Below are 13,916 nucleotides of genomic sequence, written 5' to 3'. Positions count from 1 at the left end.
ACACTCCCGCAACCGGACCCACCCCGCCTTCGACAGATTTCTGCTGCTGTTGGTAGGTGTCGACCTTGGTCGACACGGTAGATCCACGCCATGCGTGGATGCCTGTCGATCTCAACTCGAAATATTCGATTTCGATGGAGATTCATCCACGCGTGGCGTGGATCTACCGACCGTCACCGGGAAACTGTCGAGGGTGGGGTGGTGTGGCTGTGCAGGACCGTTGGCGCCATGGATGGCGCCATCGAGCCCCCATGGATGGGTTTACGGCGTGTCCTGCACAGCCACACCGCCCCGCCATCCCACGGAATACCAGCTTGGCTGTTGCTTCGGCTGTTGCTGTCGCTTGAACGCTTCGGCAGGTGCAGGGCGCAGCCCTGCCGAACAACCCTTTACTTGACCTGCACGTCGATCACGCCGTCGCCGACGCGAGCCTGCAGGGCGTCACCCGGCTGCACCTGATCGACCTGGCGCACCAGTGCGCCATCGTCGCTGCGGGTCAGGATGCTGTAGCCACGGGCCACGGTGGCCAGCGGGCTGACTGCTTCCAGCGAACGCGCCAGCCCGCGCAGGCGCAGTGCGTCACGCTCCAGCAGGCGCTGCATCGCGGCCTGCGGACGCCCACGCAGGGCAGCCAGACGGCGCTGCATCGCGTCGAGCTGGCGCTGTGGATGGTGACCGCGCAGCACCGCCGCCGCATGCCGCAGGCGCGCGGCACGGCGTTCCTGCTGCTGATTGAATGCAGCATGCAGGCGCCGGCCCAGATCGAGCTGGCGGCGGCGCAGCAGGTCCAGCCGGGCCTGCGGGCTCTGTGCGTTCAGGCGCAGCAGGGCGCGGTCGGCGCGCTGCATGGCCTGCTGCATCGTATGCCGTTGCAGCTGCACCATGCGCGCGGCCGTGCGGCGCAGGCGCAACGCCAGTTCGCGTTGATCGGGTACCAGCAGTTCAGCTGCCACCGAAGGCGTTGGTGCGCGCAGGTCGGCGGCGAAATCGCTGAGGCTGAAGTCGGTTTCGTGGCCCACCGCCGACACCACCGGGGTGCGGCTGGCGGCGATCGCACGGGCCAGCGCTTCATCGTTGAACGCCCACAGGTCTTCCAGCGATCCACCACCGCGGGTCAGCAGGATCACGTCGTAGCGGCCACTGGCATCAGCGGCCTGCAGCAGGCGGGTGATCTGCGCGGCGGCGCTGTTGCCCTGGACCAGGGTCGGCAGCAGGTCCACTTCCAGCAGCGGGAAACGGCGGCCCAGCACGCTCAGTACGTCGCGAACGGCGGCACCGGTGGGCGAGGTGATCACCGCCAGGCGCTGTACGTGTGCAGGCATCGGGCGCTTGCGTGCCGGGTCGAACAGGCCCTCGGCTTCCAGGCGTGCCTTCAGTTCCTCGAAGGCGCGGCGCAGTGCGCCTTCGCCGGCTTCCTCCATGTGGTCCAGCACCATCTGGTACTCGCCACGCGCGTCGTACAGCGTCACCTTGCCGCGCACCAGCACGCGCATGCCCTCGCGCGGCACGAACTTCAGGTACTGCGCCTTCATCCGGAACATCGCTGCACGCAGCTGCGCGCGCGCATCCTTCAGGGTGAAATACAGGTGCCCGGACGCGGGGCGGGCCACGCTGCCCAGCTCGGCTTCGACCCAGATCGCCGGGAAGCTGCCTTCCAGCAGGTCGCGGGCCAGGGTGTTGAGCTGGCTGGGGGTGAGGACGTCGTTGTTGCGTGGCTGCATGGGTACGGCGGTGACGGGCAGAGCAGGGCGCTCAGGATCGCACGTCAGCGCGCGCCGTGCTGGGCCAGCGCCCACTGCACGTGCTCGCGCACCACGGGCGAGGGATCGTCGATGCGGGTGTGCAGGGCGGCCAGCGCATCGGTCGAGGCCGGCGCGTTGCCAAGTGCCACGGCGATGTTGCGCAGCCAACGCTCGTGGCCGCTGCGGCGGATCGGGCTGCCTTCGGTACGGCGCAGGAACTCGGCTTCGTCCCAGGCGAACAACTGGTCCAGGCGCGCGGTGTCCAGATGGTTGCGCGCACGGAAATCGGCTTCGTCGGTTCGCTTGGCGAACTTGTTCCAGGGGCAGACCAGCTGGCAGTCATCGCAGCCGTAGATGCGGTTGCCGATCAACGGCCGCATGTCCTCGGGGATGGCGCCATCATGTTCGATGGTCAGGTAGGAAATGCAGCGACGCGCGTCCAGGCGCTGCGGGCCGGTGATCGCGCGGGTGGGGCAGACATCGATGCAGCGCGTGCAGGTGCCGCAGTGGGCGCTGGCCGGGGTGTCGATCGGCAGCGGGATGTCGATGTAGATCTCGCCGATGAAGAACCAGGAGCCGCCGTGGCGGTCGATCAGGCAGGTGTGCTTGCCAATCCAGCCCAGGCCAGCGTTGCGCGCCAGTGCGCGTTCCAGCACCGGCGCCGAATCGACGAACACGCGGTAGCCCAGTGGGGCCACTTCGTCGTTGATCTGCGTGGCCAGCTTCTGCAGGCGGTTGCGCATCAGCTTGTGGTAGTCGCGGCCCAGCGCGTAACGGGCCACGTAGGCGCGGCCGGGATCGGCCAGGGTTGCCCAGGCTTCGGTGTCGTCCTTGTGGCTGTAATCCATGCCCACCGAGATCACCCGCACGGTGCCGGGCAGCAGCTCGGCCGGGCGGGCGCGCAGGGTGCCGTGGCGCGCCATCCAGTCCATCGTGCCGTACAGGCCCTGGCCAAGCCAGTCGGCCAGGTGTGCTTCATCCTCGCCCAGCTCGATGCCGGCAATGCCGCAGCGCTGGAAGCCATGCGCACGGGCCAGTTCGCGGATGCGCTGCACGGCCTTGGCCGGATCGACAGGGGCGGGGACGGGGGACATGTGCACCAGTATAAAATCCCCGCATGGCCAACCTTGCCGATCTGTTCGATTCCGCTGCCGCACGTGCGCTTGATGAGCAGGCCTCGGCGCTTGCCGCCGAGGGCGGTTGGGGCCTGATGGCGCAGGCCGGCCAGGCCGCCTGGCAGTGCCTGCTGCAGCACTGGCCGCAGGCGCAGCGGATCGGCGTGGTGGTCGGCGCGGGCAACAACAGCGGCGATGGCCATGTGCTGGCCCGTCACGCGCTGCAGGCCGGGCGCGAGGTGATGGTGATCGCCTTGCCGGGGAAGTCGCCGTCAACCGTGCTGGCACAGCGTGCAGCATCGGAATTCGCCCGCGCGGGGGGCATTGTTGCCGCATTCGACGGCACGCTGCCCGAGGCCGATATATGGGTCGATGGCCTGTTCGGGCTGGGCTTCGACCGCGCGCCGGGGGGCGCGGCGCAGGCGTTGATAACCGCGCTCAACGCGCAAACGGCGCCGGTGCTGGCGCTGGACGTCCCCAGTGGCGTCGATGCCGATCGCGGTGCCGTACCGGGCGTGGCCGTGAAGGCCGCTTTGACCCTGCAGTTCATCGTGCCGCATCGCGGCCTGTATACCGGCGACGCGCTGGATCATTGTGGCCATAAGGTGCTGGCGCCGCTGCAGCTACCCGCGGCCGCATGGCAGGGCGTGTCACCCGCCGCGGAGCACTGGACCCAGGCTCGCTTGCCGGTACTGCTGCCGCCGCGCCGCGCCAATACCCACAAGGGCGAATCCGGCCATGTGCTGTGCGTGGGTGGCAACCACGGCAGCGGCGGCGCCATCGCGATGGCCGCCGAAGCGGCGCTGCGGGCGGGCGCTGGCCTGCTCAGCCTCGGCACCCGCCGCGACCATGTCGGCCCGTTGCTGGCACGCCTGCCCGAGGCGATGACCCACGCGCTGGAAGACGGCGACGCACTGCCGGCGCTGCTGGACAAGGCCAGGGTGGTGGCGATCGGGCCCGGGCTGGGCCAGGACGAGTGGGCACGCGCATTGTTTGCGCGGGTGCTGGCATGCGGCAAGCCGTTGGTGATCGATGCCGATGCCCTGAATCTGTTGGCGCAGGACCCGCGCGCACTGCCCGAAGCCATTCTCACGCCGCACCCCGGCGAGGCTGCGCGTCTGCTCGGTTGCAGCACGCCTGATATCCAGGCCGACCGCTTCACCTGCGCACAGGCGCTGGCCGAACGTTTCCACGCGGTGGTGGTGCTGAAAGGGGCTGGCAGCATCGTGGCCGCCCCAGGACATCGGCCACGACTGATTGCCGCCGGCAATCCCGGCATGGCTGTCGGTGGCATGGGGGACCTGCTCACCGGCATCATCGCCAGCCTGCGCGCGCAGGGCCTGGCCGCCTTCGACGCCGCTGCGGCCGGTGCGCTGTTGCATGCGCTCGCGGGCGATGTAGCTGCCGCCGATGGCGCGCGCGGCCTGCTTCCTACTGATCTGCTGTCGCCGCTGCGGCGACTGGCCAACCCGGAACTCTCTCGATGATCGATTTCTTCCTTGCCGACAGCGATGCCACCGAACTGCTCGGGCAGTGGCTGGCGGCCACCCGGCCGCCGCAGGCGCTGATCGAACTGCGTGGCGACCTGGGCGCCGGCAAGTCCACCACTGCGCGGGCACTGCTGCGCGCGCTGGGGGTACAGGGTGCGATCCGCAGCCCGACCTACACCTTGGTCGAGCGCTATCCACTGGCCAGTGGCGGCGAGGCCTGGCACCTGGACCTGTACCGCATCGGCCAGGCCGGCGAACTGGATTTTCTCGGCCTGGACGAGGGCAGCGCGGTGCTGTGGCTGGTCGAATGGCCCGAGCGCGGGGCCGGTGCGTTGCCGCCGACTGACCTGGTGGTAGCCCTGGAAATCGAGGGGCAAGGGCGGCGTGTTCGTCTCACTGGGGCCAGCGACGCAGGACGTGAATGGCTGGAACGGCTTCCCAAAGGGGGCGACTTGCAGGCCATTTCTGCCGGCTGACGAGAACAAACACCGGCAGGTTACGGATTATTAAGGAAAAAGGTGTTGCATTCCGTTCAGCGCGGTGATTGAATCCTGAGCCATGCGCCCGGGGAACCGTCTCATTGCCATCTGTGCCGCCGTCGGACTGAGTCTGGCGAGCGTCAGTGCGTGGGCCGGCGAAGTCCGCCAGGTCCTGCTGAACACCGGCGCGACCGGTACCCGCGCCGAAATCTCGCTGGTTGGCAGCGGCGGCTACAAGACCTTGTCGCTGGCGGGTCCGAACCGGCTGGTGGTCGATTTCCCGGACTCCAGCGCGATACGCAATCTGAAGATGCCGGCTGCGCAGGGCGTGGTCACGGCGGTGCGTACCGGACAGCCGGTGCCGGGTACCTTCCGTGTCGTTTTCGACCTCGCTGAATCGGTGGCGCCGTTCCGCCCGCAGATGCAGCGCGAGGGCAATGAATCCAAGCTGGTGATCGAATGGCCGGGTGATGGCCCGGCCGTGGCCGCCAGCCGTCCGGCGGCGACGCCGACCGTGCCGCCGCCGCAGGCACCGGTTGCCGCACCGGCGCCGACGCCTGCCGAAAGCGCGCAGTCGCGTTCAGACGCCGCGCGTGCCACGGCGCTGCTGACGGCACAGGTGCAGCAGCAGGCCAGCGCGGCCGCTGCCGCACCGGCCACGCCGACGCCGGCACCGTCCACCGCGCCGGCCCAGGTCGCCGCCGCCGGTACCACCGCCAGCAGCACGCCTTCTTCCTCGCCGGCCGCGATCCTCGCCGGCCAGCGCACTGCTGCGGTAGTGACCAATCCGCCGGCTACGGCCCCCGCGCCGGTACCGACGACGGTCGTGCCGCCGCGCCCGGTCATGCCCAGCGATGCCTCGCGCATCCGCATGCAGGCCGGCATGCGCCACCTGGTGGTGGCCATCGATCCGGGCCACGGCGGCCAGGACCCCGGTGCGATCGGCCCGACCGGCAAGCGCGAGAAGGATGTGACCCTGGCCGTGGCGCGTGAGCTGGCCCGCCAGGTCAACGCGACGCCGGGCCTGAAGGCTTACCTGACCCGCGACAGCGACGTGTTCATTCCGCTGCCGATGCGTGCGCAGAAGGCGCGTGCGAACAAGGCCGACATCTTCATCTCGATCCACGCTGACGCTGCCGAGAACCGCTCGGCAACAGGTTCATCGGTGTATGTGCTGTCGACCAAGGGCGCCTCTTCGCAGCGCGCCCGCTGGCTGGCGGACAAGGAAAACGCGGCTGATCTGGTCGGCGGCGTGCGCCTGCAGCAGACCGAAGGCACGCTTGCCAACGTGCTGCTGGACCTGGCCCAGAGCGGCTACATGAAGGCGTCCGAGGACGCGGCCGGCCACGTGCTGGGCGGGCTGAAGCGGATCGGCAACAACCACAAGCCGAACATCGAGCGTGCCAACTTCGCGGTACTGCGTACTTCGGACATGCCGGCGATGCTGGTGGAAACCGCGTTCATCTCCAACCCGGACGAAGAGCGCCGCCTGATCGACCCGGCCTACCAGCGCAAGATCGCCGGTGCGGTGCTCGATGGCGTGCATACCTTCTTCAGCCGGCAGCCGCCGCCGGGCACGCTCTACGCGGCCCGCGCCCAGGCCGAGATCGACGCCGCCGGCACCATGGCCGGTGGCAGCAAGTAACCCGTGGTACGCATTGCGTAGGGTAGCGCCGGGCCATGCCCGGCGGAGGGGCGGCTCCGCTATCATCAACCCATGAAGTCTGCTGCCCATTCCGTCCCATGAGCGCGCCCGGCCCGCGTCCGATCCGGCCGTTGCCGGACATCCTGATCAACCAGATCGCCGCCGGCGAAGTGGTCGAGCGTCCTGCATCGGTGGTCAAGGAACTGGTCGAGAATGCGATCGATGCGGGCGCCAGCCGCGTCGATATCGACCTGGAAGAGGGCGGCGTGCGCCTGATCCGCATCCGCGACAACGGCAGTGGCATCGCGCCGGAGCAGTTGCCGCTGGCGGTGTCACGCCACGCCACCAGCAAGATCGCCGACCTCGACGATCTCGAATCGGTGGCCACGCTCGGCTTCCGCGGTGAAGCGCTGCCGTCGATCGCCTCGGTCAGTCGCTTCACCCTTTCCTCGCGCCGCGCGCATGACGAGCATGGCTCGGCGCTGCAGATCGAAGGCGGCAAGATCGGCGAAGTGACCCCGCGCGCGCATGCGCCGGGCACCACCGTGGAAGTACGCGAGCTGTTCTACAACGTGCCGGCGCGGCGCAAGTTCCTGCGCGCTGAGCGCACCGAACTGGGTCATATCGAAGAGTGGCTGCGTTCGCTGGCGCTGGCGCGGCCGGATGTCGAACTGCGCGTGTCGCACAACGGCAAGGCGTCACGCCGTTACAAGCCGGGCGACCTGTATTCCGATACGCGATTGGCTGAAACACTGGGCGAGGACTTCGCCAACCAGGCGGTGCGCGTGGACCACAGCGGTGCCGGACTGCGCCTGCACGGCTGGATCGCGCAGCCGCATTATTCTCGGGCCAGCGCCGACCAGCAGTACCTGTACGTCAATGGCCGTTCGGTGCGCGACCGCAGCGTCGCCCACGCGGTGAAGATGGCCTACGGCGATGTGCTGTACCACGGCCGCCAGCCGGCTTACGTGCTGTTCCTGGAGTTGGATCCGACCCGCGTCGACGTCAACGTGCATCCGGCCAAGCACGAAGTGCGCTTCCGTGATTCGCGGCTGGTTCATGACTTCGTCTACCGCACGCTGAAGGATGCGCTGGCCGATACCCGCGCCGGCATGTCGGCGCAGGAGATCGGTGCTGGCGCCATGCATCCGGTGGATGCGGCCGCTGCACCGATGGCATCGACCGCGGGCGCCTCCGGTTTCGGGCTGGTGCGCGGTCCCGCACCCGGTGCTGGCTCCGGTGGTGGTGGTGGCGGATTCTCAGGCTGGCGCCCGCAGCAGCCGCTGGGCCTGCAGGTAGCCGATGCACCGGCCGCCTACGCTGCGCTGTATGCCGCGCCCTCCGGTGCAGAACGCGGGGCGGCGTTACCGCCGATGCCGACCGAGAGCGGGCTGCCGGTGACCAGCGCCGACGCCGGCGTGCCGCCGCTGGGTTATGCGATCGCGCAGCTGCACGGCATCTACATCCTGGCCGAGAATGCCGAAGGCCTGATCGTGGTCGACATGCATGCGGCGCACGAACGCATCGGCTACGAGCGGCTGAAGAACGCGCACGATGGCATCGGCCTGCAGTCGCAGCCGATGCTGGTGCCGATCACGCTGGCGGTGGGTGAGCGCGAGGCGGATACCGCCGAGAGCGAGGCGGATACATTGGCCGCACTCGGCTTCGAGGTGACCCGCGCCGGCCCTGGCTCGCTGCATGTACGCAGTATTCCGGCGCTGCTGGCCCACGCCGAACCGGAAGGCCTGCTGCGTGACGTACTGACCGACCTACGCGAGCATGGCCAGAGCCGCCGCGTGGCAACTGCACGTGACGAGCTGCTGTCGACCATGGCCTGCCACGGCGCGGTGCGCGCCAACCGGCGGTTGACCGTGCCGGAAATGAACGCGCTGCTGCGCGACATGGAAATCACCGAGCGGTCCGGTCAGTGCAACCACGGCCGACCGACCTGGGCCCGTTTTTCGCTGGCGGAGATCGACCGCTGGTTCCTGCGCGGACGTTGAGGGGAGCATCGATGCGTTATCGGGGAATGGGCGGCCTGCTGGCCGCCTTGTTGTTGGCGGCCTGCAGCCCGGCGACGCCGCCGGCACCGGCCGTTGCTGAAGATCCAGCCTATGCCACCGCGCAGCAACAGTGGCGCGTGGCGCGTTACCAGGACCTGACCCGGCCCGATGGCTGGACAGCACTGGTTGGCCTGCATTGGCTGCCGAACAAATCGCATTTCGTCGGAAGCGGCGCCACCAATGGCATCCGCCTGGCGGTCGGCCCGGACAAGCTGGGCCTGCTGCGCCGCGAAGGCAGCCAGTGGTGGTTCACCCCGGAAGCGGGCGCCGAGATCAGCCATGACGGCCAGCCGGTGCGCGGCCGCATCCGCATCGACACCGACAAGGATCCGCAGCCGACCCTGCTGGCCTTCGATGGTGGCAAGGGCCAGCTCGGCATCATTCGCCGCGGTCCGCGCGATGCGCTGCGGGTCAAGCACGCTGACGCACCGGCACGCCGCGATTTCGCCGGCCTGGAGTACTGGCCGGGTGGTCCGGACTGGCAGGTGCAGGCGCGCTTCATCCCGCATCCGCCGGGCAAGACCTTGCCGATCGTTGATATCACCGGCCTGACCACTGAGATGCCGAATGCCGGTGCGGTTGAGTTCGAGCGCGATGGACGCGCCTGGCGGCTGGAGGCGATCGGTGCTCCCGGGCAGCCGCTGTTCCTGATCTTCGCCGACCGCACCAGCGGCCGCGGCAGTTATCCGGCCGGCCGCTACCTGGACACCGATGCGCCCGGCGCCGACGGCACGGTACGCATCGATTTCAATCACGCCTACAACCCACCGTGCGCGTTCACCGCCTACGCGACCTGCCCGTTGGCGCCGCCGGAAAACCGGCTGGACCTGCGCGTGGAAGCGGGCGAGAAGGCTTACCACCTGCCTGAAGGAGAAGGCTGATATGCCGATCAGATCCCTGTTGCGTACCGCCGTTGTATTGGCGGCCTGTGCGCTGGCACCGCTGGTTGCAGCGCGTACCGTGCAAGCCGACACCGCTGGCGCAGCGGCGGCCAAGCCGCCGGTGCCGTTGCTGTGGAAAGTGACCGGCCCGGGTGACTCGCGCCTCTACCTGCTCGGCTCCTTCCACCTGCTGAAGCCGCAGGACTACCCGTTGTCGCCCGAAGTCGAGCAGGCGTTCGAGGCCTCGCAGCGGGTGGTATTCGAGCTGTCGCCGGAAGACATGCAGTCGCCACAGCTGGCCAGCCGCATGGTGCAGGCAGCGGTCCGTACCGATGGCAGCGAACTCAAGCGCGATCTTGATGCCGCCACCTGGCAGAAACTGCAGACGTTCGCCATCGAGAACAAGCTGCCACTGGCGCAGATGCAGGGCATGAAGCCGTGGTTTGTCGGCTTGAGCATTTCGGTCGGGCAGATGCAGAAGATGGGGCTGGACCCGGCCCTTGGCCTGGATCGGCACTTCATGGAGCGAGCGCAGAAGACTGGCCGCAAGACGGCGGGCCTGGAAGACATCGATACCCAGATCGGCATGCTCGACGGCATGACGGTGCAGGAGCAGCGGCAGATGCTGTCCGAGGCGCTGGACCAGGCTGGCAAGGGCGATGAGCAGGCCCGCCAGCTGCACGACGCCTGGCGCCGTGGCGATGAGCGCGTGCTGTGGACCAAGATGGCGGCGGAGATGCGCCAGCAGTATCCGCAGCTGTACCAGCGCATCAACACCGGTCGCAATGATGCATGGGTGCCCAAGCTGCTGCCGTACCTGCAGGCCGGGCAGGGCGGTACGCTGGTCGTGGTTGGAACACTGCACCTGCTCGGCAATGATGGCGTGGTCGAAAAGCTGAAGGCGAAGGGCTACAAGGTCGAGCGCGTGTGCACGGGGTGCAAGGCGAAACGCTGACGCATCGCGGCTGGACTGCAAAACAGAACGGCGCGCCAAGGGGCGCGCCGTTTTCGTTCCAGCCGGAGCAATGGCTCAGCGGCGCGTCTTGCCGCCGGTACCCGTACCGGTGCCGGGTTCGTTCGGCTTGTTACCTGTGCTGGTGCCGGTACCCGTTCCGGTACCACCCGGACGCGGGCCGCCGAAACCGGTGCCCATGTTGCGCTGGAACTCCTGCCACAGCTCCAGGTTGCGCTCGGTCAGCTGGTTCATCATCGCCCACGGGGTCTGCCCCAGCAGATTGCCCATCTGCTGGCGGAACTGCTGCTGCTGGTCGAGGAAGACCTGCATGCTGCGCTCCAGGTAGTTGCCCATGAAGCCCTGCAGGGAATCGCCGTAGAAGCGGATCAGCTGGCTCAGCAGCTGGGTGGACAGCATCGGTTCGCCGTCCTGTTCCTGGTCGGCGATGATCTGCAGCAGGACCGATCGCGTGAGGTCGTCGCCGCTCTTGGCATCGCGGACTTCGAAGTCTTCACCGTCCAGGATCAGCTGGCGCACGTCCTCGATGGTGATGTAGCTGGAGATCTCGGTGTCGTAGAGACGGCGGTTCGGATACTTCTTGATGATGCGGGTCGCAGCCATGAAGCGGTACTCGTCACAGTAGACGCGCAGCATGGCGCAGTGCAGCAGCCGTTGCAACCGCCTCAGCCCCCGCCAGGCTTGGCTTTCGGCGGCGATCATGTTGCGCAACAAGGGTTTGCGTGCTGCGCAGCATGACTCTCGGCAGGGGGCGGCAGCGCGCGCTGCAACCACCCCGTGCGCGGCTTACCAGCCCATATGGTGGCCGCCGTTGATGTCCAGGTTGCTGCCGGTGATCCACGAGGCCTCGTCGGCCACCAGGAACGACACGCCGTAGGCGATTTCTTCCGGCCTGCCCAGGCGCCCGGTGGGGATGTCGGCGATGATCTTGGCGCGCACTTCCTCCGGCACCGCCATCACCATGTCGGTGGCGACGTAGCCGGGCGAAATGGTGTTGACGGTGATGCCAAAGCCGGCATTCTCGCGGGCCAGCGAGATGGTGAAGCCGTGCATGCCGGCCTTGGCCGCTGCGTAGTTGGCCTGGCCATACTGGCCCTTCAGGCCGTTGATCGAGCTGATCTGGATGACCCGGCCCCAGCCGCGGCGGCGCATGCCCTCGATCACCGGGCGGGTGACGTTGAACACCGAATTGAGGTTGGTGTTGATCACATCGTGCCACTGGTCCGCGCGCATGCGGTGGAAGGTGGTGTCGCGGGTGATGCCGGCGTTGTTGACCAGGATCTCGACCGGCCCGAGCTCGGCCTCGACCGCGCGCACCATCGCCTCGGCGCTGTCCGGATCGGAGACATCACCTGGAAAGATCGACACGCTGTAGCCGCGTTCGGTCATCGCCTGCAGCCAGGCACGGGCCTTGGCTTCGTCGCGGTAATTGGTGGCGACCCGGTGGCCCTGGTCGGCCAGGCGTTGGCAGATGGCGGTACCGATGCCGCCGGTTCCGCCGGTGACCAGTGCGACGCGAGATGTCATGGAATGCTGTCCGGGAATCAGGTGGGGGAAGGGGGATTCTGCAACATCGGCGCGGAAAGTGCGCCGGCCGGCAGCAGGATATCGGTACGCGGCAGCCGCGCCGGGTCGAAGGCCCGTTGCGCGGCGGCGAACAGCGTGTCCAGATCCTGCGCGTGGTCCAGCGCGGCGGGGGCCTGGCCGAGCAGCTGCCAGAGCTGGCGCAGCACCGGCACCGGTCGCGTGCTGTCGACCGCCAGCGCCGCCAGTGACTTGGACAGCTTGTGGCCCGGTGCATCCAGCAGCAGGGGTAGATGCCAGTAGCGCGGCACCGCCAGGCCCAGCGCCTGCTGCAGCAGGATCTGCCGCGCGGTGGAATCGAGCAGGTCGGCGCCACGCACCACTTCGGTCACGCCCTGTGCAGCGTCGTCCACCACCACCGCCAGCTGGTACGCCCAGCAGCCGTCGGCGCGGCGCAGCACGAAGTCGCCGACCTCGGCATGCACGTCCTGCTGCTGTGGGCCACGCAGGCCATCGTCGAAGTGCACGAGGCTGCCAGGCGGCACGCGGAAGCGGACGGCCGGGTCCGGTCTTGGTTGCCGCGCAACGCAGCGATGGTGGATGCCGCCGCTGGCAGCCAGCTCGCTGCGGCTGCAGTGGCAGATGAAGGCCAGATCATCGGCGAGCAGCACATCCAGTGCGGCCTGGTAGACCTCGCCACGGGCGCTCTGCCAGAGGATCGGGCCATCATGGACCAGGCCGAACGCGGACAGTGCCCGCAGTTGTGACTCGGCGGCACCGGGCACGGTGCGCGGCGGATCGACGTCTTCGATGCGCAGCCGCCACAAGCCGCCGTGATGGCGCGCGAGCAGCCAGCTGCCGAAGGCGGCGAGCAGGGATCCGGGGTGGAGCAGGCCGGTCGGCGAGGGCGCGAAGCGGCCGCAGGGAATGGGGGAGGTCATGCAGGCTGAATCGTCGGTCAGGTTGGCGCTTGAATTCAAGCTGACCGCACCGCAAATTGATCGATATCGACCCCTTCCGAGCCGGAATTTCCCATGTTCACCCGTATAGCCCTCTTCCTGGCCACGAACTTTGCCGTGCTGATCCTGGCCAGCATCGTGATGTCGCTGACGGGAACCGACCCCAGCAAGATGAGCGGCCTGCTGATCATGGCCGGCATCTTCGGTTTCGGTGGCTCCTTCATTTCGCTGCTGCTGTCCAAGTGGATGGCCAAGCGCTCCACCGGTGCGGTGGTGATCACCGAGCCGCGCAACCAGACCGAGCGCTGGCTGCTGGCCACCGTCGAGCGCCAGGCCAAGGCGGCGGGCATCGGCATGCCTGAAGTGGCGGTCTATGACGGCCCGGAGATCAACGCCTTCGCCACCGGTGCCAACCGCAACAATGCGCTGGTGGCGGTGTCCACCGGCCTGCTGCACAACATGAGCGAAGACGAGGCCGAAGCAGTGCTGGGCCACGAGATCGCCCACGTCGCCAACGGTGACATGATCACCATGGCGTTGCTGCAGGGTGTGCTGAACACCTTCGTGATCGTGCTGGCCCGCGTGGTCGGCGGCATCATCGACAGCGCGCTGTCGGGCAACCGCGAAGGCGGCGGCCGCGGTTTTGCGTACTACATCATCGTGTTCGTGCTGGAGATGGTGTTCGGCCTGTTCGCCACCATGATCGCGATGTGGTTTTCGCGTCACCGTGAGTTTCGTGCCGATGCCGGCGGTGCCTCGCTGGCCGGCCGCCAGAAGATGATCGCCGCGCTGGAGCGCCTGCAGCTCAACCACGGCCAGAGCACGCTGCCGACCCAGATCGCCGCCTTCGGTATTGCCGGTTCGACGGCGAAGAAGCTGTTCATGAGCCACCCGCCGCTGGAAGAGCGCATTGCCGCACTGCGGGCGTCTACGGTGGCGTAAGCCTCCGCTTCCAAGGTAGTGCAGGAACGCCTGGCCTCGCGCCGGGCGTTTTTGTTTGCGGGGATGCATTGCTGATGCCGGGTCGTGCCCGGCGGATCGTTTC

General features: G+C 68.1%; 12 protein-coding genes. 7 read left to right on the top strand and 5 right to left on the bottom strand.

What is annotated here, in order from left to right:
- Positions 1-389 precede the first annotated feature (389 nt).
- Complete coding sequence (xseA, locus tag DI041_RS16695; protein WP_136639840.1) at positions 390-1,721, bottom strand: exodeoxyribonuclease VII large subunit; 1,332 nt, start codon at positions 1,719-1,721, stop codon at positions 390-392.
- 44 nt (positions 1,722-1,765) lie between these two features.
- Complete coding sequence (gene queG / locus DI041_RS16690) at positions 1,766-2,836, bottom strand: tRNA epoxyqueuosine(34) reductase QueG (protein WP_136639841.1); 1,071 nt, start codon at positions 2,834-2,836, stop codon at positions 1,766-1,768.
- 23 nt (positions 2,837-2,859) lie between these two features.
- Here queG and DI041_RS16685 point away from each other — a divergent pair, with 23 nt between their 5' ends.
- The 6 genes from DI041_RS16685 (at position 2,860) to DI041_RS16660 (ending at position 10,370) form a co-directional block, all read left to right on the top strand.
- Entirely contained in the window at positions 2,860-4,344 is a 1,485-nt protein-coding gene (locus DI041_RS16685) for an NAD(P)H-hydrate dehydratase (RefSeq protein WP_136639842.1), read from the top strand.
- Positions 4,341-4,823, top strand: coding sequence for a tRNA (adenosine(37)-N6)-threonylcarbamoyltransferase complex ATPase subunit type 1 TsaE (gene tsaE, locus DI041_RS16680; RefSeq protein WP_046985047.1), 483 nt, complete (start codon positions 4,341-4,343; stop codon positions 4,821-4,823). The genes DI041_RS16685 and tsaE overlap by 4 nt, the downstream gene beginning before the upstream one ends.
- An 82-nt stretch (positions 4,824-4,905) precedes the next feature.
- A complete protein-coding gene (locus tag DI041_RS16675; RefSeq protein ID WP_136639843.1) occupies positions 4,906-6,471 on the top strand; it encodes an N-acetylmuramoyl-L-alanine amidase in 1,566 nt (521 codons plus the stop codon).
- Positions 6,472-6,569: 98 nt separating this feature from the next.
- Positions 6,570-8,474, top strand: coding sequence for a DNA mismatch repair endonuclease MutL (gene mutL, locus DI041_RS16670; protein ID WP_136639844.1), 1,905 nt, complete (start codon positions 6,570-6,572; stop codon positions 8,472-8,474).
- Positions 8,475-8,485: 11 nt separating this feature from the next.
- Positions 8,486-9,415, top strand: a complete 930-nt coding sequence (locus DI041_RS16665; protein WP_136639845.1) for a DUF1684 domain-containing protein — start codon at positions 8,486-8,488, stop codon at positions 9,413-9,415.
- A gap of 1 nt (position 9,416) precedes the next feature.
- Positions 9,417-10,370 carry a TraB/GumN family protein gene (locus tag DI041_RS16660; protein WP_046985043.1) on the top strand — a complete coding sequence of 318 codons (954 nt, stop codon included), beginning with the start codon at positions 9,417-9,419 and terminating at the stop codon, positions 10,368-10,370.
- Positions 10,371-10,445: 75 nt separating this feature from the next.
- Here the strand turns inward: DI041_RS16660 and phaR are convergent, their stop codons facing one another.
- The 3 genes from phaR to gluQRS form a co-directional block, all read right to left on the bottom strand.
- On the bottom strand, positions 10,446-10,991 hold the full coding sequence (phaR, locus tag DI041_RS16655) for a polyhydroxyalkanoate synthesis repressor PhaR (protein ID WP_012511655.1): 546 nt from the start codon (positions 10,989-10,991) through the stop codon (positions 10,446-10,448).
- Positions 10,992-11,174: 183 nt separating this feature from the next.
- Positions 11,175-11,915 (bottom strand): beta-ketoacyl-ACP reductase, encoded by a 741-nt coding sequence (locus DI041_RS16650; protein WP_136639846.1) that lies wholly within the window; start codon positions 11,913-11,915, stop codon positions 11,175-11,177.
- A gap of 17 nt (positions 11,916-11,932) precedes the next feature.
- Positions 11,933-12,853 (bottom strand): tRNA glutamyl-Q(34) synthetase GluQRS, encoded by a 921-nt coding sequence (gene gluQRS / locus DI041_RS16645; RefSeq protein WP_136639847.1) that lies wholly within the window; start codon positions 12,851-12,853, stop codon positions 11,933-11,935.
- A gap of 93 nt (positions 12,854-12,946) precedes the next feature.
- On the opposite strand from gluQRS, the gene htpX reads away from it, so the two are divergent.
- Positions 12,947-13,813, top strand: a complete 867-nt coding sequence (gene htpX, locus DI041_RS16640) for a protease HtpX (RefSeq protein ID WP_136639848.1) — start codon at positions 12,947-12,949, stop codon at positions 13,811-13,813.
- The last annotated feature ends 103 nt before the right edge of the window (positions 13,814-13,916 follow it).

This window comes from Stenotrophomonas maltophilia (assembly GCF_004920835.1).
Lineage (GTDB): Bacteria > Pseudomonadota > Gammaproteobacteria > Xanthomonadales > Xanthomonadaceae > Stenotrophomonas > Stenotrophomonas maltophilia_AQ.
The sequence above is the reverse complement of the archived record's forward strand: the minus strand, read 5'-3'. Positions and strand labels throughout refer to the sequence as shown.